Source organism: Pseudoalteromonas sp. T1lg22 (genome assembly GCF_002964645.1).
GTDB lineage: Bacteria > Pseudomonadota > Gammaproteobacteria > Enterobacterales > Alteromonadaceae > Pseudoalteromonas.
Window position 1 is genome coordinate 63,940 of record NZ_PQBY01000016.1, and the last position, 26,576, is coordinate 90,515.

Annotated in this window: 23 protein-coding genes; 9 read left to right on the forward strand and 14 right to left on the reverse strand. The window is 49.9% G+C overall.

The window, feature by feature from the left end:
- Window positions 1–9: 9 nt before the first annotated feature.
- Window positions 10–1,428, reverse strand: coding sequence for a sensor histidine kinase (locus C2M24_RS09880; RefSeq protein WP_105214638.1), 1,419 nt, complete (start codon window positions 1,426–1,428; stop codon window positions 10–12).
- Between the two features lie 252 nt (window positions 1,429–1,680).
- On the opposite strand from C2M24_RS09880, the gene C2M24_RS16010 reads away from it, so the two are divergent.
- Entirely contained in the window at window positions 1,681–1,932 is a 252-nt protein-coding gene (locus tag C2M24_RS16010) for a hypothetical protein (protein WP_105200243.1), read from the forward strand.
- An 88-nt stretch (window positions 1,933–2,020) separates the two neighbouring features.
- Window positions 2,021–2,257: an EF-hand domain-containing protein gene (locus C2M24_RS09885; RefSeq protein ID WP_105200242.1), complete on the forward strand. Its 237-nt coding sequence runs from the start codon at window positions 2,021–2,023 to the stop codon at window positions 2,255–2,257.
- An 80-nt stretch (window positions 2,258–2,337) separates the two neighbouring features.
- On the opposite strand, the gene yaaA is transcribed toward C2M24_RS09885, so the two are convergent.
- Complete coding sequence (yaaA, locus tag C2M24_RS09890) at window positions 2,338–3,117, reverse strand: peroxide stress protein YaaA (protein WP_105200241.1); 780 nt, start codon at window positions 3,115–3,117, stop codon at window positions 2,338–2,340.
- Between the two features lie 306 nt (window positions 3,118–3,423).
- Here yaaA and tal point away from each other — a divergent pair, with 306 nt between their 5' ends.
- Both tal and C2M24_RS09900 read left to right on the forward strand, forming a co-directional pair.
- Window positions 3,424–4,374, forward strand: a complete 951-nt coding sequence (gene tal / locus C2M24_RS09895) for a transaldolase (RefSeq protein ID WP_105214640.1) — start codon at window positions 3,424–3,426, stop codon at window positions 4,372–4,374.
- Window positions 4,375–4,533: 159 nt separating this feature from the next.
- A complete protein-coding gene (locus C2M24_RS09900; RefSeq protein ID WP_105214642.1) occupies window positions 4,534–4,719 on the forward strand; it encodes a DUF3545 family protein in 186 nt (61 codons plus the stop codon).
- Window positions 4,720–4,771: 52 nt separating this feature from the next.
- Here the strand turns inward: C2M24_RS09900 and ung are convergent, their stop codons facing one another.
- The 4 genes from ung to thrA all read right to left on the reverse strand — a co-directional run bounded on the left by ung (window position 4,772) and on the right by thrA (window position 10,155).
- A complete protein-coding gene (gene ung, locus C2M24_RS09905; RefSeq protein ID WP_105214644.1) occupies window positions 4,772–5,437 on the reverse strand; it encodes a uracil-DNA glycosylase in 666 nt (221 codons plus the stop codon).
- A 66-nt stretch (window positions 5,438–5,503) separates the two neighbouring features.
- Window positions 5,504–6,787, reverse strand: coding sequence for a threonine synthase (thrC, locus tag C2M24_RS09910; protein WP_105214646.1), 1,284 nt, complete (start codon window positions 6,785–6,787; stop codon window positions 5,504–5,506).
- A complete protein-coding gene (thrB, locus tag C2M24_RS09915) occupies window positions 6,787–7,728 on the reverse strand; it encodes a homoserine kinase (protein WP_105214648.1) in 942 nt (313 codons plus the stop codon). Before thrB ends, thrC begins: the two co-directional genes overlap by 1 nt.
- 9 nt (window positions 7,729–7,737) lie before the next feature.
- Complete coding sequence (gene thrA, locus C2M24_RS09920; protein WP_105214651.1) at window positions 7,738–10,155, reverse strand: bifunctional aspartate kinase/homoserine dehydrogenase I; 2,418 nt, start codon at window positions 10,153–10,155, stop codon at window positions 7,738–7,740.
- A 573-nt stretch (window positions 10,156–10,728) separates the two neighbouring features.
- Between thrA and C2M24_RS09925 the strand changes: the two genes are divergently transcribed.
- A complete protein-coding gene (locus C2M24_RS09925; RefSeq protein WP_105200234.1) occupies window positions 10,729–12,489 on the forward strand; it encodes a sensor histidine kinase in 1,761 nt (586 codons plus the stop codon).
- A 67-nt stretch (window positions 12,490–12,556) separates the two neighbouring features.
- Complete coding sequence (gene rdgC / locus C2M24_RS09930) at window positions 12,557–13,465, forward strand: recombination-associated protein RdgC (RefSeq protein ID WP_105214653.1); 909 nt, start codon at window positions 12,557–12,559, stop codon at window positions 13,463–13,465.
- Window positions 13,466–13,664: 199 nt separating this feature from the next.
- On the opposite strand, the gene C2M24_RS09935 is transcribed toward rdgC, so the two are convergent.
- Window positions 13,665–14,504, reverse strand: coding sequence for an HDOD domain-containing protein (locus C2M24_RS09935; protein WP_105214655.1), 840 nt, complete (start codon window positions 14,502–14,504; stop codon window positions 13,665–13,667).
- Window positions 14,505–14,831: 327 nt separating this feature from the next.
- Between C2M24_RS09935 and C2M24_RS09940 the strand changes: the two genes are divergently transcribed.
- The 3 genes from C2M24_RS09940 (at window position 14,832) to C2M24_RS09950 (ending at window position 17,459) form a co-directional block, all read left to right on the forward strand.
- Window positions 14,832–16,523: a dipeptidyl-peptidase 3 family protein gene (locus tag C2M24_RS09940; RefSeq protein WP_105214657.1), complete on the forward strand. Its 1,692-nt coding sequence runs from the start codon at window positions 14,832–14,834 to the stop codon at window positions 16,521–16,523.
- Window positions 16,524–16,701: 178 nt separating this feature from the next.
- The gene (locus C2M24_RS16245; RefSeq protein WP_158683753.1) at window positions 16,702–16,872 is read left to right on the forward strand and encodes a glycosyltransferase family 25 protein; all 171 of its coding nucleotides are present in this window, start codon (window positions 16,702–16,704) and stop codon (window positions 16,870–16,872) included.
- Complete coding sequence (locus C2M24_RS09950) at window positions 16,869–17,459, forward strand: glycosyltransferase family 25 protein (RefSeq protein WP_105214661.1); 591 nt, start codon at window positions 16,869–16,871, stop codon at window positions 17,457–17,459. The genes C2M24_RS16245 and C2M24_RS09950 overlap by 4 nt, the downstream gene beginning before the upstream one ends.
- A gap of 71 nt (window positions 17,460–17,530) precedes the next feature.
- On the opposite strand, the gene der is transcribed toward C2M24_RS09950, so the two are convergent.
- The 7 genes from der to pilW form a co-directional block, all read right to left on the reverse strand.
- Entirely contained in the window at window positions 17,531–19,006 is a 1,476-nt protein-coding gene (der, locus tag C2M24_RS09955) for a ribosome biogenesis GTPase Der (RefSeq protein WP_105200227.1), read from the reverse strand.
- An 89-nt stretch (window positions 19,007–19,095) separates the two neighbouring features.
- Window positions 19,096–20,268, reverse strand: a complete 1,173-nt coding sequence (bamB, locus tag C2M24_RS09960; protein ID WP_105214663.1) for an outer membrane protein assembly factor BamB — start codon at window positions 20,266–20,268, stop codon at window positions 19,096–19,098.
- Between the two features lie 11 nt (window positions 20,269–20,279).
- Window positions 20,280–20,915: a YfgM family protein gene (locus C2M24_RS09965; RefSeq protein ID WP_105200225.1), complete on the reverse strand. Its 636-nt coding sequence runs from the start codon at window positions 20,913–20,915 to the stop codon at window positions 20,280–20,282.
- A gap of 21 nt (window positions 20,916–20,936) precedes the next feature.
- The gene (gene hisS / locus C2M24_RS09970) at window positions 20,937–22,211 is read right to left on the reverse strand and encodes a histidine--tRNA ligase (protein WP_105214665.1); all 1,275 of its coding nucleotides are present in this window, start codon (window positions 22,209–22,211) and stop codon (window positions 20,937–20,939) included.
- Between the two features lie 110 nt (window positions 22,212–22,321).
- Window positions 22,322–23,440 (reverse strand): flavodoxin-dependent (E)-4-hydroxy-3-methylbut-2-enyl-diphosphate synthase, encoded by a 1,119-nt coding sequence (gene ispG / locus C2M24_RS09975; RefSeq protein WP_105200223.1) that lies wholly within the window; start codon window positions 23,438–23,440, stop codon window positions 22,322–22,324.
- Window positions 23,441–23,445: 5 nt separating this feature from the next.
- Window positions 23,446–24,387, reverse strand: coding sequence for a RodZ domain-containing protein (locus C2M24_RS09980; RefSeq protein ID WP_105214667.1), 942 nt, complete (start codon window positions 24,385–24,387; stop codon window positions 23,446–23,448).
- Window positions 24,384–26,501, reverse strand: a complete 2,118-nt coding sequence (gene pilW, locus C2M24_RS09985) for a type IV pilus biogenesis/stability protein PilW (protein WP_105214669.1) — start codon at window positions 26,499–26,501, stop codon at window positions 24,384–24,386. Before pilW ends, C2M24_RS09980 begins: the two co-directional genes overlap by 4 nt.
- Between the last annotated feature and the right edge of the window lie 75 nt (window positions 26,502–26,576).

A 26,576-nucleotide genomic window follows, 5' to 3' on the forward strand; every position in this document is an offset into this window, starting at 1 on the left:
TTGACTCCATTAGCAACTAAATTTAAGCCTAAAACAACTGCCCTGAGGTGAGCCTGAATGGATCTGCACCTCGCCATTGAGTTGGTTAACACATTCCTTGACTATGGATAACCCCAAACCACTGCCGGCCACGGCGTTGCGCTTGGCAGCCTGCCCCTGATAGAAGGCATCGAATAAACGCTCGCGCTCTGACTCCTTTATACCCGGTCCCTGATCGACTACGGCTATCTCCAGCTCTTGCTTATAACGCTCGATTTTTATCTCTATTTGCGCCCCATTGGGTGAAAACTTAATGGCATTGGAAACCAGTTGCACCAAGATCATTTGTAACAATTCACCATCAAGGGGCAACTCTTTAAGCTCCGCCGGGCAGCGCCATACCAAGGTTTGCCGACCCAACCGCAGGCGTTCGGCAAAGTGCTCCTGTACCTGAGCCTTTAACGTATCGAGTTGGCAGCCTTTATTACTCAGGGTCCGTGCCTTGATGGCGTTATAATTTAGCAGGTTTGTGATCATGCCATGAAGACGATCTGTGCTTTGGCTGATCAATTGCAGTACATCTTGCTGCTGCTCATTGATGGGGCCCACCAGCTGCTCCTGCAATAAATCACAGCCTTCCACCATGGAGGCCAAGGGCGTTTTTAACTCATGGGTCACATGGCGTAAAAAGGTATCTTTTTGCTGCTCCAGGCTTTGTAATTGCTGCTGCATCCAGTTAAGTTTTTGCCCCAGATCTCGCAGCTCTTTGGCACCGGTGAGTTGAATATCCACATCCCAATCGCCCTTACCTAGCTGACTTATCACTCGAGATAAATACCCGAGATTGCTGCTTAGGCGCCATAAATAACCACCACCGAGCAGCAACACTATGGGCACCAGGGCCACCAACCAGTTAATAAAGCTCTGTTGTAGATCCGTAAGCGCCTGTTGTGCCAGGTCTATCTGTTCCTTGGTATGAGTGTGCAACCAATTACCATGGCTGTTGATTTGTTGGCGCAGCGGTGAAAACAACTCGGCATTGGCCTGCTCCTGCTGCTCTATATTTTCTCGGCTGGCGACAAAATCCGCCTGCAAATGCTGCCAACGAACCAGCTCACCAGCCGAGGTGGCCGCCTTGGCCTGCTGCGTCAAAAGCGCATCGGCCTTATGCCATTGCTCATTCACCGCCTTACTAAGTTGCTCGCTTTTTAATACCCAATTTTGTAGCGTTGCCCGCTCCAGGGATTGAAACAGCTGCTTAAACTCATTGAATTGTTCATTCTTCTGGTAACTGCTCAATACCATCTGCTGGGTATTGACCATATGCTGGTCCAGAGCCTGTAAAAATACCACCACAACTAAGGCCAAAGGCACTAGCAGTATGGCCACGCCGATAAAGAATTGGGCGAACAGGCTGGGGCGCCAGTGCAGCATGCGAAAAATCACCATGACTCCTTGTTGCCAAAAAGAGAAAAACTAACTATTTGAAATTTAGTAGAAAAATTTAAAGAAACCATAAGCTGTTGCAAAATAGCTACAAACCATTCAGCTCAACCCTCACCTTAAAAATATAACCAACTGAAAAATATAAACTTTAAAAACTGGCATTGAATTTGCTAGGAGAGCCACCCTGCGGTCTAAAGACCTTCACTTACATTTATAAATGAGTTTCAATTAAGCCACTATGAATTGGAGAATACCGTGCGACGTGTAGTATTGGTCGTAGCCTTAATTTTATGTGTTACCCTGGTAAGCGCTAAACAACCTTCGGAGTCTCACTCCGCGACGAATCAGCCAGCAGCAGTGCAGTCAGCGAGCCCATCGTTTAATCAGTTGGCAAGTCCGCAACAAACAATGCCGCATAATTTGCAGCTGGACCCCAAGCAAATCGGTGAGCATGTCTTTGAATTGGCAGACGACGGCCTAAGTGGCCAACTTAATCTCAGCAATTAGGCGATTAATCTTATTCCATTTGGCCAGGTTCACAAATTTGGTTAGGCTAACAGCATAATATGCGTAACCTGTACGCTAGGATTTTTACATGAATAAAATTGCAGCATTAGTTTTAAGCACCTTGATGCTTGCCTTTGTCACCACTTCGGTGCAGGCCAGCAGTATCGAGTCGCGCTTTAAAGAATTAGACCGAAACCGTGACGGCGCTATTAGCAAGTCGGAAGCGGCGCAAGAGCCGGCCTTGTGGTCTCGCTTTAGCAGTTATGATCAAGATAAAGACGGTAAACTGTCGTTGCGCGAGTTTACCAATTACGCTCGTCAGTAAGGCGTGTCGCGCTGAGCTGTGACCTGCAGTTAGACAATAAAAAAAGCGCCGAGGGCGCTTTTTTTATTGTTCGGGCTTTCTTATCCCTGTTCTTCACGCAAAAATACCGGCTCATTTTCCTTAACCGTAGCTTCGGCACTAAAGTAATAACCCGCTGTTGTAAACTCCTTAAGCTGCGCCAGAGTCTCAACCTTATTTTCCATAATATAACGGGCCATCATGCCACGCGCCTTTTTCGCGTAGAAGCTGATCACCTTATATTGACCATTTTTGCAGTCTTTAAATACCGGCGTAATAATGTCGGCGTTCAGTGCCTTCTTATCCACCGCTTTAAAATACTCATTCGAAGCAAGATTAATCAATTGCTTGGCACCACTTTGAGCCAAAACTTCATTGAGCTTTTCGGCAATAATACTGCCCCAGAACTGGTATAAGTTGGTGCCTTTTGGGTTTTCTAATTTAGTCCCCATTTCCAAGCGGTAGGCCTGCATTAGATCGAGCGGCTTAAGTACTCCGTATAAACCGGAAAGAATACGCAAATGTCCTTGCGCATAATCCAGTGCATCAGCACTTAATGTACTCGCTTCAAGCCCGGTATACACATCACCGTTAAAGGCAAAAATAGCTTGCTTGGCATTATCGCTGTTAAAAGGCTGAGACCATTCGCTAAAGCGGGCGGCATTTAAACCGGCGAGCTTATCGCTTATTTTCATCAGGCTGCCGATTTGCTGCGGCGTTAAGTCGCGGCATACAGAAATCAATTCTTCACTGTAGGCGAGTAATTCGGGTTGACTGTGAGTTGCTACCGGAGCGGCAGTCTCGTAATCAAGGTTTTTTGCTGGGGAAATGACTGTGATCATAAATGCTGTTGACTTGGCTCTACAATAGTGTCAATTTCAACATTAAATAAAGCAAAGATCACGCTTTATTAGAGGGTTCATGACCCTTAATCGGTCTGCGTGCCATACGCTCTCGCCAAAACGGCGGCGACCGGTTCATTTTGATGTTATTTACATGGCATCAATCCCCTGGCACGGACAATTGACCTCCCCATGGTTGTCACTAAGGTGCAACATTAACTACATAACCTATAAGTGTTTATCTATTTGCTATAGGCACAGACGATAAACTCAGTAGACGCTCAATGCTTGGAATGAGGAAAGCACATGACTACAGCACTACAGGAGTTGAAGCAGCATTCAACGATTGTTGCCGATACCGGCGATATTGAAGCAATACGTAAGCATCAACCCCAGGATGCCACCACCAATCCATCACTCTTACTTAAGGCCAGCGAAATCCCAGCCTACCAGCCCTATCTTGATAAGGCCTGGCAATATGCGCGCAGCCAAAGTGATGACACCAGCGCCCAGTTGGCACTGGCTTGCGATTACTTCGCCGTACTGATCGGCAAGGAAATCGCCGATATCGTTCCCGGTTATATTTCTACCGAAGTCGATGCGCGTCTGTCATTCGACACCCAAGCAAGCATAGCGAAAGCAAAACAACTGCTGGCCCTGTACGACCTTGAAGGGGTTAGCCGCGACAAGATTTTAATTAAAATCGCCTCGACCTGGGAAGGCATTAAAGCCGCCGAGCAGCTGGAAAAGGAAGGCATTCGTTGCAACCTGACGCTGCTGTTCAGTGAAGCCCAGGCCCGCGCCTGTGCCGATGCTAATGTGTACCTTATCTCTCCCTTTGTTGGCCGTATTCTTGACTGGCATGTGGCCAATGGCATGGAAAAGCCAAGCGATCCGCTGGCGGATCCCGGGGTGCAATCGGTACGCAGCATCTATGAATTCTACAAAGGCCATGGTTATGAAACCATAGTCATGGGTGCCAGCTTTAGAAATACCGGTGAGATCCTGGCTTTAACCGGCTGCGATCGCCTGACCATAAGCCCGGCGTTACTTGAAGAGTTGGCTCAATTACCGGCGAATACGGAATATCAGCTGACATCACCGGCCAGTGTAGCAGCTAAACCAGCAGCCCTAAGCGAGAGCGAATTCCGTTGGTTGCATAACCAGGACGCCATGGCCACCGAGAAGCTCTCTGAAGGCATACGCGCCTTCGCCGAAGCACAGGTGGAACTTGAACGCCGCTTCGCAGCCCTCTAATTTTCTTCCAAAATATAACGCCAGCGACAGGCTGGCGTTCTCACACAATTCCCCGGTAATAAAAACATCACTTTCCTGTAACTTAAAATAAACAATTTCGTTTTATTTTTGTACTTTCTATGGTATAGATTGATTGCGTTAGTTATACAGGAGAGTGTCATGGATAGTCTGAACGAACTACTAAAAATAATAGAAGGTCCAGAGGCGAGAAAGAATACCGGTCGTAATAAAAAACGAAAGTGGCGCGAAATCGAAGCACTGAAAGATAAACAACGTTTACGTAAAGAACTACAAGAACTCGATCTATTCAGCGATACCATCGCCTTAGAAGAGCTAGATTTCTAGTAAAAAAGGAGCATTTATTGCTCCTTTTTTTATGGCTTTTTATGGCATTAGCTTAGCTGGGCAAGCGCCAGTCTATGGGTTGTTTTCCTTGCTCTGCAAGCAGGGTATTGGCCTTTGAAAAGTGGCTACAGCCAAAAAAGCCTCGGTGTGCCGACAAGGGAGACGGGTGCGGCGCTTTAAGCACAAAATGCTTGGTGGTATCTATATGCTTGCCCTTCTTTTGCGCATGCGCGCCCCAAAGTAAAAAGACAATGCCTTCACCTTGCTCGTTCAGTGCCGCGATCACCTGATCGGTAAAATGCTCCCAACCCAAGTGCTTGTGAGAATGGGCCTCGCCCTGCTCCACCGTCAGCACGGTATTGAGCAATAACACCCCCTGCTCGGCCCAGGACTGCAGATAACCATGATTGGGGATGGCAAAATCAGGAATATCCTGTGCCAACTCCTTATACATATTAGCCAGCGAAGGCGGTGCCTTAACCCCAGGCAATACGGAAAAACACAGACCATGGGCCTGATTTGGACCATGGTATGGGTCCTGACCCAAGATCACCACCTTTACATCGTTAAACTCGGTGGCGCGAAATGCGTCAAAAACCTGCTCTTTGGGCGGATACACGGCAACACCCGCATCGCGACGCTGCTGCACATAATCTAATGTCTCTTGAAAATAGGCCTGCTTTTTTTGCGCTGCCAATAAATCGGACCAGGATGTCATATAAGCTCTCGAATAAAAAAGACGGCTCCGAAGCCGTCTCGTTAATGCTAAAGCTAGCTTACCAAATTAACCGAGTTTCGCCAGCATGGCCTCCCGCAATTGCTGATAATCGGCATCCATGGGCTCGGCTAAGCAGGGCTTGGCAAGGGCATCGGCGAGCGCCTTAGGCATATCCAAAGGAATACCCAAAATATCTTCCACACTGTCTTTAAACTTGGCCGGATGAGCGGTGGCCAAAAAGATCCCCTGCTCGCCCGGAGCCAAATCCGCCTTTAGCCCCTGGTAGGCAATCGCAGTGTGGGGCTCGGCCATATAGCCCAACTCCTGCAACTCGCGCATCGCCGCCGCAGTGGTGGCTTCGTCCACACTGTGAGAGAAAAAGTCGTTATAGCTAAACTGTCCACTGTCGAGCATCACCTGCACCCGCGGCCAGTTATTTGGCCGACTCACATCCATGGCATTAGACAGGGACTCCAAAGTCTCATTGGGCTGCCATTGTTTGGACTCAAGGTAACGCGGTACGGTATCGTTTTGGTTAGTGGTGGCCGACAACTTGCTGATAGGCAAGCCGATCACCGCCGCTATCATGGCCGCACAGACGTTACCGAAGTTACCACTGGGCACAGAAATATGTGCGCTCGCTCTTTGCTCTTTCGGCAGTTGCGCCACTGCCTCAAAGTAGTAGCAGACCTGCGCCAATAGTCGGCTGATATTGATAGAGTTGGCCGAGTTAAGGCCAAGTCGCGATTTCAGCTCTTCATCCAAAAAGCCCTGCTTGACCATGGCCTGGCAATCATCGAAGGAGCCTTTAACGCTGTAACAATGTACATTGCCGCCAAGGGTGGTAAACAGCTTTTGCTGTGCTTCGGAGATCTTGCCCTCGGGATAGAGGATCACCACATCGACATTCTCTTTACCATAAAAGGCATGAGCCACGGCGGCTCCGGTATCGCCACTGGTGGCGGTTAAAATAGTAACCTTCTCGCCCTGACTAAACTGCGCCAGACATTGGGCCATAAAGCGTCCGCCAAAGTCCTTAAAGGCCAGAGTCGGACCGTGAAACAGCTCTAAACAATGGAGGTTATCGGCTACCTTGACCAAGGGCGCAGGGAAGGTAAAGGCCCCCGCGACCATGTGCGCCAGGGTGTCATCGCTCAATTCATCTCCTAACAGATGACGCAATACCTTGGCACTGCGGGTAACAAAGTCGAGTTCCAGTAAGGCATCAACATCCGCCAAGGGCGTCAGCTCGGTAGGGAAAAACACCCCTTGATTGCGACCTAGGCCGGTTTTTACCGCCTCAACAAAAGACACCACCTGCTCATTATCTTGCAAATTATATAACTGCATTACCCTAGTTCCTCATTCAATTCTCTGGTGCCGGCCCAATCGAGTTGGCAAATATGGCTAAAACCTTGTTCATTAATATAGTGGTCGCTGAGCCACTGCTGGCACAGCTCAGCGCTGGCGAGGTTGTCGCATAGCGCAAACAGTGTCGGCCCGGCGCCAGAAATACTGACCGCTTTGGCGCCTAGCTGTAACAGCGCCGGTTGCGCCGCGTTGAAGCCTTCGATCAATTGCGCCCTATGGGGCTCGGCCACAGTATCTATCATGATAGACAGCGCCTCTTCGCTGCGCTGTTGCAGCATCAAAGTACAAAAAGCGCTAAGGCGCTGAGCAAACTCAACACTGTGGTGCATATCCAGCTGCTTTGGCAGCACCGCACGCGCCTTGGCGGTGTTAAGCGTAAACCCGGGAAAGGCCACCACCGGATACCAGTTATCCGGGGTCATAATGGCCAGAGACTTACCTGGAATAAATTCCGCCGTTAGTTGCAGGCCCCCCAAATAACAAGGGGTGATATTGTCGTAATGGCGGCCGCCGCTGACCTTGGCCTCAAAGTCGGCCATCAGCTCGATCAGAGCCTCATCACTGAGCCCGGTGCCGGCAAACTTATCCAATGCAGCAATAGTTGCCACCACAGAGCAGGCACTGGAGCCCAATCCCGAACCTACGGGCAGGTTTTTTACCAGCTCTAAACGCACCGCCGGCATATCCGGAGCCACCGCCTGTTTAAAATGCTGCAAACACATATAGGCCAGGTTTTGCTCTGCCTGTGCCGGTAGCTTATGGGCATAAGGCCCGGAGCAGACAAACTCAGTGGTCGTGCTGGCACTGACCTTAACCAGATCACCGAGCAAACTGCCGTCAATTGGCGCAATGGCGGCGCCAAGGGCATCAAAACCGACGGCAAAATTACCTATGGAAGCCGGAGCATATACTTGAATCATCAGATGTCCTTATCGCGGTAATGTTTTAAGAATATCGGCGAAAACCCCCGCCGCCGTAACTTCGGCGCCGGCCCCATAACCACGGATCACAAAGGGTCTTGGCTGATAATACTGACTCAAAATGGCCAGCGCGTTTTCGCCATCGCGAATATCGAATAAGGCATGCTTGCTATCCACCGCTTCAATGCCGACCTTGCAGCGCCCCTTGTCTATGCTGCCGACATAACGCAGCACCTTACCCTCAGCCTTGGCGGAGGACACCTTGTCGGCAAAATCGCTGTCGAGCTCGGGCAGCTTAGCCATAAACTCATCGACACTGAGACCATTAGCAAAGCCTGGCGGCAAGACAGACTCAACTTCTATATCTTCAAGTTCGAGTTCCAATCCGGCTTCACGGGCAATGATCAACAACTTGCGGGCAACATCGGTACCGGACAAATCATCACGGGGATCCGGCTCGGTAAAGCCACTTTCTTTCGCCTTGATGGTGGCCTCGGACAAGCTTAAGCCATCGCTCAGCACCCCAAACATATACGACAAGGAACCAGACAGAATGCCGCTAAAGTGCAATAGCTGGTCGCCGGCGCCAAATAAAGACTGAAGATTATCGAGTACGGGCAAACCGGCACCGACGTTGGTTTCATAAAGGAAGCGTCGGTTATTGCGCTGCGCCGCTTCCTTTAACTGCCAATAATAGGCTTGCGAGCTGGTATTGGCCTTTTTATTGGCAGCGACCACATGGAAACCGGCATTTAAGAAATTAACGTATTGATCCGCCAGCGCCGCCGCTGAACTGCAATCGACGATCACCGGGTTGATCAGGTGATGCTGTTTTACGAATTGTTCCAGATATTTCAGGTCAAACTCCTGTGCCGTTTGCTGCAACTGCGTTGGCCATTGCTGCAAATCTATCCCCTCACCGTTTAGCAGCATCTGCCTTGAGTTGGCTATGCCGCGCACCTTTAACTTGATATTGCGCGCGTTCAGCCACTCTTGCTGCTTCTCTACCTGGCTCAACAATTCGCTGCCCACCAGGCCACAACCTAACAGGAAAACATCAATGGACGGCATATGAGTAAAGAAGTTTTCATGGCACACCTTCACCGCATCGTTACACAGCTCGCCATCGATCACCGCAGAGATCGAGCTTTCCGTGGAGTCCTGGGCAATGGCCACTATATTCACTTGTGCCTGCGCTAAGGAAGCAAAAAACTTGGCAGCCAAGCCCTTATGAGCACGCATATTGTCACCCACCAGGGTCACAATGGCGAGGTGGCGCTGTACCTGCACCGGCTCGATAAGCCCGGCCTTGGCTTCAAGCTCAAAGGCCTGCTCAAGCGCCCTTAGTGCAAGAGCAAGGTCCTGCTGGTACACACAAAAACTAATGCTGAACTCACAGCTCGATTGGGTGATAAGCACGATGGAAACATTATCCATCGCCAGTGCGGTAAACACCTTGGCCGCCATACCCACCTTGCCCTTCATACCCGGGCCAGACACAGTCAGCATGGCTAGGTCCTGTAAACTGGAAATGGCTTTCACTGGCTCAGAAGAACGCGCCTCATCGCTGATCAGCGAACCTGGAAGCGAAGGCGCATGGGTATTTTTAATCTCACAGGGCACGCCCGCTTTGGCACAGGGCATTATGGTCTTGGGGTGCAACACCTTAGCGCCGAAATAAGAGAGCTCCATGGCCTCTTTATAAGAGAGATGATCAACCTTAGTGGCGCCCTTGATATAACGGGGATCAGCGCTGTAAACACCATCCACATCGGTCCAAATTTGGCAAACCTCAGCCTCCAAACAAGCCGCCGCCACCGCCGCTGAATAATCCGAGCCATTGCGCCCCAGCGTAGTTAATCGTCCCTGCTCATTGGCGCCGGTAAAGCCGGGCATTATGTATACTTTTGCCGGGTTGGCATGCAAATACTGCTGCATCAGCTGTTTTGACACATCGAGATCCACTTCCGCATCCATAAAGCCACCATGTGAGCGCACCACCTGATCTGCGGGTACGCAGTGGGCTCCGAGGTCGGCCAGCAGGGCCTGCATCAAGGCCACACTGATACGTTCGCCAAAGCTGATGATATAACTGTGCACCGCATCCGGACATTCCCCCAACAGAGCAATGCCGTCAAGGCGGCGCTTCAGCTCCTGAAAGTCGGGCCATGAATCGGGCGCCTCAGCCAGTGCTGTAACCTCAGATTTTAACCCCTCGGCACGGGCGCACAGGGCCTGCCAGGGAATACTGTAATCCTGCCCGGACTGCGCCAGTTCGCTTAAGGTCACCAGAGCATCTGTCATGCCTCCTGGTGCCGACAATACCAGTAACATTTGCTCTTTCAGCTCGGCGCGCACTATGGCGCTAACCCGAGCTAAGCAATCCGCATCGGCCAGTGATGACCCGCCAAATTTCAATACCTGCATAACTTCCTCATTCCCGTTTAACTGCAATTATTCTGCTGATGACGCCCTTTTAGGACCCCAAAAAAAAAGGCCCATGCAATAGAGCATAGGCCTTTTTTTCTTCGCGCACCGACCCATGCCACTATCCGCTACGGATGGTGGTGGTAATAATGATGGTCAGTGTTGCGTAATTTGTATTCATGCATTTAGACTGCCCGAAAATGACTATTTCTGTCAACAGCAATATTTAACAAATAATATGCTTTTTTCTTATATCCAAAACAATACGTAGAAATACTTATGCAAATTGGCTGCCGAAGTTGTAAAGTGCTTGAGCATCTTGCTATGACAGGCAAACGCAACGACCTCACCTTGTGCTGTTAACTTAGAATACAAAGTACAAGTTTGCCCTGGGCGCAAAACCGCGCCGCGAAAATATTTGCTTTTGTTAAACGCCTGTCAATAAGCTATTATTTTGTATGTTTTTTAAAATCCTTAGCGCTATTTCTGCGAGGATATAGCGGCACCAAATACAAACTCAACATCGGAGTTTTGTCACCGCCTTTTTTTAGTTGCACAGGGCCAAGTTCAAACATGTTGCGTAACAGTCTGTCGAAAAAACTCCTTACCAGTGTTTTATCCGTTTACTTTGTGCTGACCTTTGTGGTGACCTGCGCACAGATATATGCCGAATACTTCAACACTAAAAGCTATATCCGCAGCGAATTGCAGATTTTGCAACAAACCTTTAGCGGCAGCTTGACCCGTGCCATCTGGGAGCTCAATACAGATCAAAGCGTCACCATAGCCGAGGGCCTTATTGCCATTCCCATGGTTGAGGGCATCATAGTGCGTGACGACAGCGGCGAGGTGATCTCGCAACTCGGTCGCTCATTAGATAGCCGTGAACGCAAAGCTAAACCTCTGGCGCAAGACACTGTTATGATTGAAGATACGCCGTCAGGCCTGTTTGGCTATACCTTTCCTCTGGTATTCGAATTTTCCGGCCGTGAAACCCAGGTTGGCGATGTCACCTTGTTTTCCAGTCGTGACGTGGTGGTCAGCCGTATTATGGTTTCCATTTACCTGCTCGTGGGTAACGCCATGATCAAAACCACCTTTTTGATCCTGCTGTTTTTATTGGCTTTTAGAAAACACCTGACCTTGCCTTTGCAGCAATTGACGGAGCAAATCGAAGAGGTTGAGCCGGATGCCATCGAAGACACCCGAATTAAACTCGATACCCATAAGCAAAACGAACTCCACGTCATGGCACAGGCCTTTAATAACCTGATAGCCAAGGTGGTCGAATACCGCAACAAGCTAAAATACACGCAAAAAGAATTGCTCAAGAGCAACGAAAAACTCGACCAACAAAATATTGAGCTCGAGCAAGAAGTAGCCCGTAAGACCTCCAATCTCAGCCAGGCCATGATGGATCTGCAACAACAAAAATATGAGCTGGAAAAACAAAAGCTTAATCTTACCGAAGAAATTGAACTGAGGCGCCAGACCGAACAGGAGCTGCTTGCCAAACAAAGAGAAATGCTGCGCTATATGGATGAGCTTAACAACACGCAGGAGCGCTTACTCGGCTCGGAGAAAATGGCAGCTCTTGGCGGCCTGGTTGCCGGCATTACCCACGACATCAATACTCCCGTAGGCATAGGGATCACTGCCACCTCATTTTTACAAGAACGCCTTAATGAGCTGGAACAGGCGCACGAAAAACAAACTCTGACGCCAGCCGAGTTGGCGCAATTTATTGGCGAGGCAAAACAAAGTACCGAGTTGCTTGGCAATAATCTTGCCCGCGCTAACGAGCTGATTGCCAGCTTTAAGCAAATCGCCATAGATCAAGCCAGCGAAGCGGTGCGCACCATTAACTTAAAAGAATACCTTGGCGAGGTGATCCGCTCCTTGCATCCAAAACTGAAAAATACAGAACATAAAATCAATATTCAGTGCCCGGATGACCTTATCCTTAACTTACCCGCCGGTGCCATTAGCCAGATCTTTACCAATTTAATTATGAACTCGCTGATCCATGGCTTTGAACAAACCAAGCACGGTCATATAGATATACTGATCCGAGAACAGGATGAGCGGGTATTAATCGAATACAGAGACGATGGTTGCGGCGTCAATGCGATGCAACTGGAACAGCTATTCAACCCCTACTTCACCACTAAGCGGGACCAGGGCGGCAGCGGCTTGGGCACCCATATTACCTTTAACCTGGTAAAACAAACCCTGTGCGGCGAGATATCAGTCAGCAGCACACCTAATCAAGGGTTGCAGTATTTCATCTCGCTCCCGAAAGACCTGCCAAAACCCATGCTAATGTTTAATTAGCGACGCCACTCCGTTATGATGGCGGCACTATAAATTTGCGCCTTTGGCGCTCCATGGAAGTATATTTATGTGGTTTAGTAACCTAATTTGCTATCGTTTTAAGCAAGAGATCAGCTATCAGCAAGAAGACTTTGACAAGGCTCTGGAGCAGGATTTATTCCGCCCCTGTGGCAGTCAGGATCTGCACACCTTCGGTTGGACCAAGGCCCTGGGCAAGCATGGCCAAACATTAAGCCACTTTTCTAAAAACTCGATTCTGGTATGCGCCAAGCGCGAAGAAAAAGTACTACCGGCTGCGGTCGTTAACGACATGCTGCAGGAAAAGGTAGAACAACTGGAAGTACAGGAAAACCGCCGAGTAAACAAAAAGGAAAAGGATGAGCTTAAAGAGAATATCCTTAATACCCTGCTGCCTCAGGCCTTTAAAAAGTCGAGCCTGCAATATGCCTTTATCGATATGGAAAATGGTTGGGTAGTCGTCAATAGCGGCAGCTTTAACAAGGCCGAAGAGCTACTGGCGCTGCTACGTAAATCATTGGGCACCTTGCCCGTGGTGCCCGCCTTTGCTAACTATGACCTGGGTTTATTCCTTACTTCCTGGTTAAAAGACTTTAATGCCCCGGAAGGCTTTGCCATCGGCCTTGACGCCGAGTTACAGGATCCGGATGACAATGGCGCCCAAGTCAAGCTTAAGGGCCATGACCTGGCCACTGACGAGGTGAAAAACCATTTGGACAATGGCAAGGAAGTCACCAAGCTGGCATTGGAATACCATGAACGCATCAAGTTTATGCTGCAAAACGACGGTTCGATTAAACGCGTAAACTATGCCGAGGTATTAAAAGAAGAAAATGCCGATATTCCAAAAGAAGATATGGCGGTGAAACTGGATGCCGACTTTATTCTGGCATCGGAAGAAATCAAGGAATTACTTGAAGCCTTAACCAAAGAGCTCGGCGACGCCAAAGATTTGTAAGGCTTAAATGTCGGTGCTTTGCGCCGACAAATAGTGTAGGTCGGTGCTTTGCGCCGACAAGTTTAACCATGTGGCTTTTTGTCGGCCTTTTCGGCAATGTGCTCCTGCATTGCTCTACTACCGCCATCCATGGCGGCAAAGACCGACCTACAACTATGACGGCAAAGGCTGACCTACAAGCACGGCGGCAAAGGCCAAGCTATAAAAACACCTCATAGGTATCTTTGACTAACTCCTGATACTCGTCCTCAGCAAACAGTGCATGCGATGGAATAATGCCCTTATCCACATACACCTGCAGTGCCGCCGTTTTATCTGAGACCTGCAAAATGCCTTCAAGAATCGCTCCCAGACGCACAAAGTCAACAAACTCTATGTCCTCTGGGCGATAGTTTGGATCGCACCACAGCTTAGCAAGCTCAACAAACTCCTCGGAAAAACCCCATGCTGTTAAGGTAGCGGCACCGATGCAACCGGCCAGTTTTTGAATGGCATGAGCGAGAAAGCAAGGGTTCGCAAACACCTCTGGGTGTTTTTCCGCTTCGGTTAAAATCGGCACAATCCCTATGTTGTATGTGAGCGCCGCCAGAGTGATGGTGTCTGCGTTAATGCGAGCGTGTTGCTGCTGCTCACGAAATTGCTGCACCAGCACCATGGCATGACAAGCAGCCTTATTGGTCTTCTGCCAGGCCGTATCCATATACCCCTTGATCACGGGGTTTTGCGACACAAACAACTGCTCCATGGCCATCGCCGTAGCAATATTCTTAATTGGCCCTAAGCCGACACATGTCACCGCCTGATTAACCCCAGTCACCTTCACCGAGCTGTTCATTAAATTACTGTTGGCGAGCTTAATGATGCGCGCTGCCAAGGCTGGATCTGTGGCAATCATATCGGCCATGGTGTGCGAGGAAATATCCGGATCATCGGCACTGGCACGTACTTTTAAGGCCACTTCGGGCAGGGAAGGTAGTATCAGGGTCTCGCTGTTGATGCGATCAACCAAGATGGTAAACAAGGCATTTTCGGTAGACATTATCCGGTATCCTTTCTCAGCAACGCGAACGCTCTTCTTGTTTCTGTTTATAAGTTAGCGAGAAAGTTTTAAAAGTGATAGCGCAAAAAACCATTAATTTTAGAAATTTGTCGCCCTTATCCTGTTTTTTACCGTTGTCAGCACAACAACGAATTGGTTAAATAAGACTACAAAAATCAGTGCCTCTGGAGGCCAAAAAGCATCCAGAAGGCATCATCGCCAATATAAGGCATGCTCGGTATGGATCACCTTCTTAGCCCGGCATTCACTAATTTTGTGAGTCTTATCCGGCACCACAAGACTCATAATTACTCAACGAGGACTCTTATGCGTAAACTGTCGAAAATCTCTCAAGCCATGCTGCTCGGTGGCTTAGTTGCCCTTAGTGGTTGTTCAAAACAGCCGCAAAGCAACAGCGAAACCGTTGCCGAACAAGCACCTAGCAATGCAGCCGTAGAGTTAATCAATATCGCTCCGAGCCGTTTGAATATCTATACCGACTTCGAACTGAATACAGATCTAACGCACCTAAGCGGCAACCAGAAGAAAATGCTGGCCAAGCTGATCGATGCCTCAAAAATTATGGACGAGCTCTTCTGGCAACAGGCTTTCGGCGGTGACCGAGCCGAGTTCCTAAACAGCCTAAGCGATGAAAAAGTTCGTCAATTTGCCAAGATCAACTATGGCCCTTGGGATCGTCTCAATGGCGATCAGCTATTCCTCTCGGGTTTCGAAGCTAAATCGGCCGGCGCCCAATTCTATCCTGCGGATATGAGCAAAGAAGAGCTAGAGAATAGCGATCTTGCCGATAAAACCGGCCTTTACTCTGTGATCAAACGCGATGCCGAAGGCAAGCTATACAGCGTCGCCTATTCGCAAGAATATGCAACCGAACTAGAGGCCGCCGCCAAGTTGCTGCGCGAAGCCAGTGAACTTGCCGAAGACAAAGAATTCGCCAACTACCTGAGTATGCGTGCCGACGCCCTGTTAAGCGACGACTACCAAGCCTCAGATTTCGCCTGGATGGATATGAAAAATAATCCCATCGACGTGGTGATTGGCCCCATTGAAACCTATGAAGATCAGCTGTTCGGTTACCGCGCTGCGTTCGAGTCTTATGTATTGGTAAAAGACATGGCCTGGAGTGAGCGCCTGGCCAAGTTTGCCCAGTTCCTCCCTGAGCTACAAAAAGGCCTGCCGGTTGCCGACGAGTACAAGCAAGAAGTACCGGGGTCGGATGCCGACCTTAACGCCTACGATGTGATCTACTACGCAGGCCACTCAAATGCCGGCAGCAAAACCATCGCCATCAACCTGCCGAACGATGAGCAGGTCCAGTTGGAAAAAGGCACCCGTCGCCTGCAACTGAAAAACGCCATGCGCGCCAAGTTCGATAAGATTTTGATGCCGATCGCCGCCGAGCTTATCGTCCCAGAGCAGCGTAAGCACATCACCTTCGATGCCTTCTTTGCCAACACCATGTTCCACGAAGTGGCGCACGGCCTGGGCATTAAAAATACCATCACCGACAAGGGAACGGTACGTCAATCACTGCAAGAGCATGCCAGCGCCCTGGAAGAAGGCAAGGCGGATATCCTTGGTCTGTACATGGTTGAACAGTTGCTGAAAAAAGGCGAGATCACCGAAGGCACGCTGGAAGACTACTATGTCACCTTTATGGCCGGCATTTTCCGCTCGGTTCGTTTCGGTGCTTCAAGCGCTCATGGTAAGGCGAACATGATCCGCTTTAACTTCTTTAAACAAGAAGGCGCTTTCTCTAAAGACGCTAACGGCCTTTACCGCGTTAATATGGATAAGATGGGCGCGGCCATGGCCAAGCTTTCTAGCCTGATCCTAACCCTACAAGGTAACGGCGATTATCAAAAGGTGGATCAACTGGTTGCCTCTATGGGCGATATTAAGCCAGAGCTTGCCGCCGACCTAGAAAAACTAAGTCAGGCCAATATCCCGGTAGACGTTGACTTTACTCAAGGTAAAAAGGTGTTGGGTCTGGAATAAGCCAGAGTTTAACTTCAGAAATAGCGCCAAAGGGCGCTATTTTTTTGTCTTTATCATGACAAGAACAAAGCCCTTTATTGACACAAGATCACAAAAAACAGAGACTAGCCTTCAACGTTTGTTACTAAAAATTAACAGCCAAAACTTTTCAATAAAAAGCGCGAGCAAGGAGCCAAATTTGCGTATTGCCACCTATGTAATCAATCTTGATCGCTGTACAGAGCGCCGACAGCGCATAAGCGAACACCTAAGCAAGTTAGCTTTGGACTTTGAGATAATAAAAGCGGTCGATGGTGCGGAAATAGACACAGCACAGCACAGCACAGCACAGCAGAATATGATCAACTGAGAAACAAAAGGCTTTATTACAAACCTTTAAGTAATGGTGAAATTGCCTGCGTTTTGTCGCACAAGAAAGCCCTGCAGAAATTTTTACTTTCAGATGCTGATTTTTTATTTTTATTAGAGGACGATGCTGAACTCGACCCCACAATTCATTCCTTTCTTAAGGCCGTATGCAGTAAATCGCATTGGCACCTTATCAAGCTATACAATGGCAAAAAGCCCAAGCCAGCTCTAAAAACAGCTTGGTTAGATAAACAACATGCCCTGTGTTACCCAAAGAAAGTGCCTAACTCAACATTGGCACAATTAGTAACGAAAGCTGGCGCGCAAAAGATGCTCTGTATGTATGAAGGCTTTTATATGCCCGCTGATATTAGCCTTCAATCTTGGTGGCTGCACAATCTGAATATTTTAGTCAGTAAAAATAACCTAGTTACTCCTTATGGCTGTGACAGTGAGATAGATAAGCTAGCTCCTCGCAAATCAACGCACTACAGCACCAGCAAACGATTGCGCCACCGTACACGATTTGAATGGCAGCGATTAATGGCCAAACCGGACTTTAGTGTACTAGAGCAGTTTACCAAATAAACTTAGCTGCGATTTTTCAAGCTGCACAAAAAAGGCGCTCAATGAGCGCCTTTTGCTAACAGGGAAAGAACTTACTTGTCCTTGCTCTCCTGGCCAATTTTTCTAATACGACGACGCTGCGACAGGGTCATCTTATTGCTGCGACCGGCATAAGGGTTATCCCCTTCACGAAACTCGATCTTAATTGGCGTACCCATAATATTCAGCGCCTTGCGGTAATAGTTCATCAGGTAACGCTTATAACTGTCCGGCAGCTCGTGCACCTGGTTACCGTGGATCACGATACGTGGCGGGTTATAACCACCGGCGTGAGCATATTTGAGCTTAACGCGGCGACCACGCACCAGCGGCGGCTGGTGATCGGCCTGAGCCATATCCATGATACGACGTAACATAGCGGTGCTGATACGCTTGGTGGCCGAGTCATAGGCTTCTTCAACCGACTCGAACAGGTGGCCTACCCCGGTGCCATGCAAGGCAGAGATAAAGTGAATACGGGCAAAGTCAACAAAGCCTAAACGACGGTCAAGCTCAGACTTAATACGGTCCTTCACATCGCTGTCCAGGCCATCCCATTTGTTTACCGCCAATACCAAAGAACGGCCGGCATTGAGGGCGAAGCCCAGCAGGCTCAAGTCCTGATCCGAAATACCTGTGCGGGCATCGATCACCAAAAGCACCACATTGGCGTCTTCAATAGCTTTAAGGGTCTTGATCACCGAGAACTTCTCGACCACATCACTGACCTTTTTACGCTTACGAACACCGGCGGTGTCGATCAGCACATACTCGCGGTCGTTACGGGTCATAGGGATGTAAATAGAGTCCCGGGTGGTGCCCGGCATATCGTACACTATCACCCGCTCTTCACCGAGAATACGGTTGGTCAGCGTTGATTTACCTACGTTAGGGCGACCGATAATGGCCAGTTTAATGGCCTTATCGGCAAGCTCTTCCTGCTCACCTTCTTCGCCTTCGCCCTGAGGCTGATGCTCGTCATCATAGGCGGCAAACGGGTCTTCTTCGATCAGCAGTTGGCGCTCTTTGGCAAGCTCTTCGATCACCGGCTGTAAGGCGCTGTTTAGCAGACCTGTGATACCACGACCGTGAGCTGCGGCTATCTGGTATACCTCACCCATGGCCAGTTGATAAAACTCGGCACAGTTTGAGTCGGCGTCAATGCCATCGGTTTTGTTGGCAACCACAAACACCTTTTTCTCTTGCTTGCGCAGGTGCTGGGCAATGGCCTGATCGGCCACCGTCATACCGGCACGGGCATCCACAAGGAACAGCACCACATCCGCTTCTTCGATCGCCAGCAGAGACTGCTCGGCCATTTCGGTTTCGATACCCTCTTCGGAGCCATCAATACCGCCGGTATCAACAACGATAAAGTCAAAGCCGTCATAGCTCGCCTGGCCGTATTTACGATCACGAGTAAGGCCCGGGAAGTCCGCAACAAGTGCGTCGCGGGTGCGAGTTAAGCGGTTGAACAATGTCGATTTACCGACATTAGGTCGCCCAACTAAGGCGATCACAGGAAGCATAATGTACCTCTTCAAATAACAAAAAAGCTCCGCCGTAGCCATCTGGCCTAAGGCGAAGCCTATCTTAGGACATAGCCTAATTAACTAAATTATTGCGCTTTAATGGCGCTGACTTCACCGTCGCGAGTGATAACAATCAAGCGGTCGTCGGCAAGGATAGGCTCAACATAGAAGCCCGAGTCATCAAATTCATGACGCGCTACCAACTCACCGCTCTTGCGGTCAATCCAGTGCAGGTTACCTTCTTGGTCGCCTACTGCCAGGTAGTTGCCCAATACCGCAGGGCCGGTAATATACCAACCGCGTAAAGCCGCTTGCGACCAGCGTTCAATACCCGAGCTCTTATCCAAAGCATAGATAACACCGTCGCTGTCGACCACATAAATGGTGTCGCCAACAATGCTGAATTCGCGATAGCTGCTGTATTCACGTTTCCATACCACGTTGCCGGAGCGGATATCCACCGCCGCCAGGTTACCATTGTAAGCCAGGGTATAAACCATGGCGCCACTGACCTTTGGCTCGGTATCAACATCAACCAAACGCTCAAACTCTGAGGCACCTTTAGGCTGCGCCACTTCGGCTTGCCAGGCGGCAAAGCCACTGTCGGCGATCAACACGGTCAATTTACCGGTTTCTTCACCTACCAGCACACCACCATTGGCAACCGTTGGTGAGCTTAAACCACGCAGTGTTAGCGGCGGCACTTCTTGCTCATAGCGCCAGCGCTCTTCACCTGTATCCGGGTGCAAGGCTAACAAGCGACCTGAACCCAGGTTTACATAGATTAAACCGTCGCCAGCTGCTGGGCGGGATAGCGCCTCACCGGGTACGCTTTTACGCCAAATCAACTCACCTGTTTCGCGATCCAGCGCCACCACCTGACCATGTTCAGAACCGATAAAGATCTTGCCGTAAGCCTGCAGAATACCGCCGGAAAGCTTAGCGCTTTCTTCGCTTGACCAAGGCCAGAAGCCTGAGTCGTCACGCACATCCGTTTGCCACAGGGTATCGCCATCGGCTAAAGATAAGGCTTCAACCTCACCGTTGCGCGCGGCCACAAATACTCTGTCTTTATAAAAGGCTGGCTGCAAACGTGAGAAATAATGCTCAACGCCATCGCCTACCGTTTCTTGCCACACTACCTGGGTTTCGAACTGGTTATTAATTTCCGGTAATACCAACTCTTCTTCGTCGTTCGACGAACAACCCGCCAAGGTCGCCATACATAAGGCAATCCCTGCAAGAGTAACCTTTTTCATCAACCCGCTCCCTACGCAGCTGGCGTTTGCGCTGCCAAATCGTCCAATTTAACTTGCAATAGCGGGTTGCTTTCTAAGCCACCTTTATCCGCCGCGCTTTGATAAGCGATGCGAGCCTGCTCTTTATCGCCTTGAGCCAGGTATATATCACCTTTTAATTCGGCAACAGCGGCTTCATAGCTTGCCGGTAACTCGGTGCCCAGGGTTGCTAAGGCAGCATCATAGTTTTGCTGTGCCAATTGCACTCGCGCTAAACGCGTGGTGGCAATGGCTTTAAGCTCTTTAGTCGGTGCATGTTGTTGTGCCCAGGTCAGTTTCTCTGCGGCTACATCAAGTTGCTGCGCATCTACCGCTTCTTTGGCGGCAACAAAGGCGGCCAATACGGCGTAGCTTGAACCTTCATGCTGCTGCATCAGGGTTTCGCTTTGCGCGATCACATCGGCACCTTCAACTTCTGTGCTTTGTGCTACCTGATTAAATGCATCCGAAGCTGCTTCGGCGCTGGTGATCTGGTGCTGGTTATAGGCTTTCCAGCCGTACAAGCCACCCAGGCCGATAACGATACCAAGGGCGATTGATACGCCGTGTTCTTTAAAAAAGCCTTTAATCGCTTCTGCTTGTTGTTCTTCTGTTGAATAAATTTCCATCATTACCTCTTAGACTTGGGTCTAAATCATGTCAGCCAACAGCTGGGTAATTTCATCCAAGGCAAATGTTAACTGTGGTTTTTCTTCGCGTAGGTATTTCACAGTTACCACACCTTGGTTGAGTTCATCTTCGCCTAAAATCAGTGCCACTTCGGCACCGCTTTTATCAGCACGTTTTAATTGTTTCTTAAAGTTGCCGCCACCGGCATGTACCAAGACACGTAAGCCAGGTACTTCGGCGCGCAGCTTAGAGGCGATCACAGGGGCTTGAATGCTAGCCTGCTCACCCATGGCCGCTACATACACATCGGCGTTGCGGCGTATTTCGCCAACACAGTCAAGAGCCTGAAGTAGCAACACCAAGCGCTCCATACCCATGGCAAAACCAACTGCAGGGGTGGCCTTACCGCCTAGTTGCTCAACCAGACCGTCGTAACGACCACCGGCACAAACGGTACCCTGAGCGCCCAGGCTCTCGGTGACCCATTCAAACACGGTACGGTTATAATAATCCAGACCACGAACCAACTTTTCGTTAACCTGGTATTCGATACCCGCAGCGTCTAATCGTTCACACAAATTAGCAAAATGAGCACGTGATTCTTCATCCAGGTGCTCGGACAGCTTAGGCGCATCTACCAGGATGGCTTGTACGTCCGGATTTTTGCTGTCCAAAACGCGCAGCGGATTTGAGTGCATACGACGCTTGGAGTCTTCATCCAGCTTGTCTTCATGCAGCTCAAGATAGGCCACCAAGGCATCACGGTAGGCGGCGCGCGCTTCGTTTGAACCTAATGAGTTCAGCTCCAGGCGCACATGCTCGCTAATACCGAATTGCTGCCACAGCTGCGCCGTCAACATGATCACTTCGGCATCGATATCGGCGCTGGCAATACCAAACACTTCCAGACCGAACTGGTGGAACTGACGGTAGCGGCCTTTTTGCGGACGCTCGTGACGGAACATGGGACCCATATACCAAAGGCGCTGTTCCTGGTTGTACAGCAGGCCATTTTCGTTACCGGCACGTACACACACGGCCGTACCCTCTGGGCGCAATGTCAAGCTGTCGCCGTTGCGATCCTCAAAGGTATACATTTCTTTTTCAACGATATCGGTTACTTCACCGATAGAACGCTTAAACAGGTCGGTTGACTCAACAATGGGGAAACGGATTTCTTGATAACCAAATGAAGCCACACACTGACGCAAAGTGTCTTCCACTTTTTGCCATACTTGGGTGTCGCCCGGAAGGGTGTCGTTCATGCCGCGAACTGCTTGAATTTGTTTTGCCACTGATAATCCCAAAATTCTGTAGTAGGCTGCTCTGAGCCCGTGAAAACGCGTCGATAAAGCGCGCTATTATAGCCTGATTGCGCCGCTACCACCAAGTACCGGCGCCGGCCTTAATCAACTAATTTAATGTCAATTGGCTGCTGTTGTTCCTGCTTGGCAAGGTATTCGCGCACGTGCTGCTCCAGCTGCTCAACGATATGATCGTTGTCGATGCGGGTCTTTTGACGCTCACCATTGATATACAAGCCAGAACGACGGTTGGCACCGGCCAAGCCGATATCGCTGACCAGGGCTTCGCCTGGGCCGTTAACAACACAACCGATCACCGACACCGTCATTGGTGTGATCACATCTTCCAAACGCTCTTCCAATTGGTTCATGGTGCTGACCACATCAAACTCCTGACGAGAGCAGCTCGGGCAGGCAATAAAGTTAATGCCACGCGAACGAATACGCAGGGATTTTAGGATATCGAAACCCACTTTGATCTCTTGCACAGGATCGGCGGCAAGGGATACGCGTAAGGTATCGCCAATGCCCTCGGCCAATAACATGCCAAGACCCACCGCGGATTTCACCGAACCGGAGCGGAAACCGCCGGCTTCGGTAATGCCCAGGTGCAGAGGTTGATCTATCTCTTTAGCCAGCAGGCGATAGGCGCCTACCGCTAGGAATACGTCGGAGGCCTTAACCGATACCTTGAATTGGTCGAAGTTAAGACGCTGGAGAATTTCCACGTGACGCATGGCCGATTCCAACAGCGCCTCGGGCGTTGGCTCACCATATTTTTCCTGCAAGTCACGCTCTAAGGAGCCACCGTTGACACCGATACGGATAGGAATATTGCGCGCGCCGGCGGCATCAACCACGGCACGGATCCTGTCTTCGCTGCCGATATTACCCGGGTTAATGCGCAAACAATCGGCGCCATATTCCGCCACTTTCAGGGCGATGCGGTAGTCGAAGTGAATATCTGTGACCAGGGGAATATCGACCTGCTCTTTTATGCTTTTAAATGCTTCAGCGGCCGCCATGGTGGGTACGGACACTCGCACGATATCGGCACCAGCCTGGGCGATATCCTGAATTTGCTTCACCGTGGCATCGACATCCATGGTGTCGGTATTGGTCATGGATTGCACGGCAATGGGCGCACCATCGCCAATCGGCACATCGCCAACATAAATACGCGTAGACTTGCGGCGCTTGATTGGTGACTCTGAAAACATACTACTTACTCTGTTAACGGTAATGAAAATTTAGCTAAACGGTTTGGTGGAAAATGCGAAATATCCACGGCTTCCCCATTGACGCTGACGCTAACCACATCATGCTTGCCCAGGGTGACCGCAAAGGGGGCCAAACCTACTAGCTCTAACTCTTGCCCCGCTTGTTTAATGTCATAGGCCAAGCGCTTTCCCTTGGCATCCTGCACTTCAACCCAGCATTCACCGCTAAAGCGCATAATCACTCTTTGCTCACCGGCGGCCAGGGGCGCTTCAGCCAGGGGCACCTCCTCTGGGGGCATTTCTTCGGCAGTTTCGCCCTTGTCGATTTGCACTACACCCAGGTTAGGTTGGAGGTTATCAACTTTATCAGGCAACTCGGCGACGCCTTGTTGCGGATTTACCTGTTGAGCTTGCTCAGACTCTTGCAAAGTCCCAGGGCCCGCATCAATAAGACCAGGCTGTTCAGGCTCTGGTGCCGGAGCCGCCACTATATCCGCGGCCAAGGGCGTTGTTTCCACAACCTGCTCGTCACTGTCTTGCCACCACCAGAACAGGGATGAACCTAGAATAATAGCGAGGATGGCATAACTGAAAAGCATCAAACGATTGTCGTGCGCTTCCTTTTCGGTGCGTCGCGAGAAGCTCTGCATGCTTGCCTGTTCTTGTGCCTGAGGCTCTGGCTTAATAGCGGCCAACAAGGGAGCCGAGTCCAAAGCCAGCACCTTGCAATAAGCCTTGATATAGCCACGCACAAAAATAGTGGCGCCCAGACCGGCGAAACGCCCTTGCTCTAAATCATCGAGCTTGCGCACCGTCAAATTTAGCTTGCGCGCCAGTTGCTCCTGGCTTAACCCTTGTTGTTCCCTAGCACCGGCTAACTGCTTGCCTATGGCAATAGCGGCTGATTCCTCCTCAGCCTGCTGTGCTACTTCACCACTGTCACTCATAATCGATAATTCTTAGGATCTGCTATATATACTTTATCGCCCGGAACCAATTTGCTGTTTTCTTCAATCTGGTTCCACTCCAAAAGCTTTTCCATGCGCACATTGTATTTCCTGGAAATTTCAAACAAGGTATCACCCTCAGCCACGGTATGATAATTATACGGTTGCTGTAAGTAAATCTTGCGGCCAACTTGCACATGATCGGCACTGACGAGGTTATTCCACTTACGTAAGGTGCTTAGACGGATATTATAGCGGGTCGAAACATTAAACAGGTTTTCACCCTTTTGCATCACATGGAAAGGGATTTCTTTTTTACCCGCAGTATTGGCAATGGCCATTTGCTCAACCACCTTGGCCTTTGGCGTCACCACCTCGGCTGCAGGGCTTACATCTTCGACCTGATCCTGAGATTCAGCGACTTCTTCAAGCTGTGCACTGTTAGCAGCAAGCTGCTCGGTCACATCCTCAGCCTCCGGCTTATCTTCTGCAGTTACATCCGCAGCCAACTGCAAGGAAGCAAACTCACGCGCCAATTCTGACTGTAATTGATCCTTTTGCTCGGCCAGGGTAGTAACGCTAGATTCGTCAGGCTTCTGGGTCGAAGACTCAGTCGAGGACTCATTCGAGGTCTCAGTCGAAGGCTCTGCTTTAGCTTTTTCTTCAGCCTTGCTCTTTGCTGCGTCTAGAGATTTCGTCGCGGCTTCGGCATTAGGCACTGCCGAAGGCTTGGTTGACGGCTCGGCTGACGGCTCGGCTGACAGCTCAGTCGAAGACTTAACCTCAGATACCAGCTCTTGCTCTGCACTCTTAGCCGATGCCGTAAGCTCAGATGCTAAGTCATTGGCCGCTTCAGTTGTTTGCTCGGTTGCCGTTTCAACAGCAGCCATTTGTTCGCTGGCCTGATTCTCGACGGCGATAGCTTCGGCCGAAGCTTCTTCTCCCAGTTCATCCGCTGTTTCAAGCATGGTGTCGGTTGCCGTCTCGACTGTCTCGGCAGAAAGCTCAACTGCTGACTCGGCTGAAGGCTCTGCCGAAGGCTCGGCTGAAGGCTCAACTTCCGCCTTAACATCAATTTGCTCCGCCACTGTGTCTACTGCTTCGGCAGCCACTTCCACAGCTGTCTTGGCTGCTACGGTCGCAACCGAGGTCTCAACAAATTCTGCCGCTGGTGCGGCCGCAGTTAAGACCTCAGCACTGGCTTCTGATTCAGCACCGGTCTTTTTCTTCACAACCTTAATCTTAGGTTTGGCAACGATTTGATTGCCTTCCATGCTGTCTTGCAGCTCGGTGAGCTTGTGACGACGGTACTGTTCTCGTAATTGTTCAAATTCACTGGCGCTGTAGCGCTGTTCGCGAATAATGCGCGCTTCTATCGACGAGGGGTAAGTGACGGTAATGGTTTCGGCCAACTTACGGGCATCTTCAATATGACCCATACGGTCATGGATCAAGTAACCAAGTAAAAGGGAGCGTGACGAGATACGACCGGTGCGCTGGTAGCGATTTAACACCTGCTGAGCATTATAAAAGTCACTTTTAGCATACTTTACCGCAGCCAGGTTGATTAGGCTTGATGGGCGTAACGAGCTGTGCTGCAGGGAGTCTTCTAAGAAGGTTTCGGCAGCATCAAACTTATCAAATTCCAGCGCACACAGCGCCAGATTTTCATAACTTTCCGCTACGCGCAGGTAACTCGGAACCTCAATGGCAGCCATAAACTTATCGACCGCTAGATCATACTCACCGATATCACATAAAAACACCCCGTAGTTGTTTAGGGTGTTAGGATCGTTCGGCTCTAGACTGAGTGCCTTTTCATAAGCGTCTTTGGCTCGTTGCTTCTCACCAACCTGCTGGTAGTAATAAGCAATGGAGTAATGTACCTCTGGCAGTTCCGGGGCGAATTTAGCAGCACGTTCTAGGTTATATTTGGCTTGCGTGCTATCGCCTTGGGAAAGGTAATTTAAGGCAAGGGAGATTCGGGTGCGGGCGGCTTCTACGTTATTGATTTTCTTTTCAACAACGGGCTTGTCACTGCCCACATATGTACTTTCGGTTACACACCCACCAAGGGCGAGTAAGCTTATACTGGTCACTAACAGCTTGCGCATGGCTTAGCCTCGTTTATTCCGTTATTGCACCTATCATTACTGAAAAGCCCTTTTGTTTCATCAATTATTTGAAAA

What these genes read in the sequence shown, in the direction of transcription:
- C2M24_RS09880 (WP_105214638.1), bottom strand. Translation starts at nt 1,428, where the DNA reads ATGGTGATTTTTCGCATGCTGCACTGGCGCCCCAGCCTGTTCGCCCAA.
- C2M24_RS09885 (WP_105200242.1), top strand. Translation starts at nt 2,021, where the DNA reads ATGAATAAAATTGCAGCATTAGTTTTAAGCACCTTGATGCTTGCCTTT.
- yaaA (WP_105200241.1), bottom strand. Translation starts at nt 3,117, where the DNA reads ATGATCACAGTCATTTCCCCAGCAAAAAACCTTGATTACGAGACTGCC.
- tal (WP_105214640.1), top strand. Translation starts at nt 3,424, where the DNA reads ATGACTACAGCACTACAGGAGTTGAAGCAGCATTCAACGATTGTTGCC.
- C2M24_RS09900 (WP_105214642.1), top strand. Translation starts at nt 4,534, where the DNA reads ATGGATAGTCTGAACGAACTACTAAAAATAATAGAAGGTCCAGAGGCG.
- ung (WP_105214644.1), bottom strand. Translation starts at nt 5,437, where the DNA reads ATGACATCCTGGTCCGATTTATTGGCAGCGCAAAAAAAGCAGGCCTAT.
- thrC (WP_105214646.1), bottom strand. Translation starts at nt 6,787, where the DNA reads ATGCAGTTATATAATTTGCAAGATAATGAGCAGGTGGTGTCTTTTGTT.
- thrB (WP_105214648.1), bottom strand. Translation starts at nt 7,728, where the DNA reads ATGATTCAAGTATATGCTCCGGCTTCCATAGGTAATTTTGCCGTCGGT.
- thrA (WP_105214651.1), bottom strand. Translation starts at nt 10,155, where the DNA reads ATGCAGGTATTGAAATTTGGCGGGTCATCACTGGCCGATGCGGATTGC.
- C2M24_RS09925 (WP_105200234.1), top strand. Translation starts at nt 10,729, where the DNA reads ATGTTGCGTAACAGTCTGTCGAAAAAACTCCTTACCAGTGTTTTATCC.
- rdgC (WP_105214653.1), top strand. Translation starts at nt 12,557, where the DNA reads ATGTGGTTTAGTAACCTAATTTGCTATCGTTTTAAGCAAGAGATCAGC.
- C2M24_RS09935 (WP_105214655.1), bottom strand. Translation starts at nt 14,504, where the DNA reads ATGTCTACCGAAAATGCCTTGTTTACCATCTTGGTTGATCGCATCAAC.
- C2M24_RS09940 (WP_105214657.1), top strand. Translation starts at nt 14,832, where the DNA reads ATGCGTAAACTGTCGAAAATCTCTCAAGCCATGCTGCTCGGTGGCTTA.
- der (WP_105200227.1), bottom strand. Translation starts at nt 19,006, where the DNA reads ATGCTTCCTGTGATCGCCTTAGTTGGGCGACCTAATGTCGGTAAATCG.
- bamB (WP_105214663.1), bottom strand. Translation starts at nt 20,268, where the DNA reads ATGAAAAAGGTTACTCTTGCAGGGATTGCCTTATGTATGGCGACCTTG.
- C2M24_RS09965 (WP_105200225.1), bottom strand. Translation starts at nt 20,915, where the DNA reads ATGGAAATTTATTCAACAGAAGAACAACAAGCAGAAGCGATTAAAGGC.
- ispG (WP_105200223.1), bottom strand. Translation starts at nt 23,440, where the DNA reads ATGTTTTCAGAGTCACCAATCAAGCGCCGCAAGTCTACGCGTATTTAT.
- C2M24_RS09980 (WP_105214667.1), bottom strand. Translation starts at nt 24,387, where the DNA reads ATGAGTGACAGTGGTGAAGTAGCACAGCAGGCTGAGGAGGAATCAGCC.
- pilW (WP_105214669.1), bottom strand. Translation starts at nt 26,501, where the DNA reads ATGCGCAAGCTGTTAGTGACCAGTATAAGCTTACTCGCCCTTGGTGGG.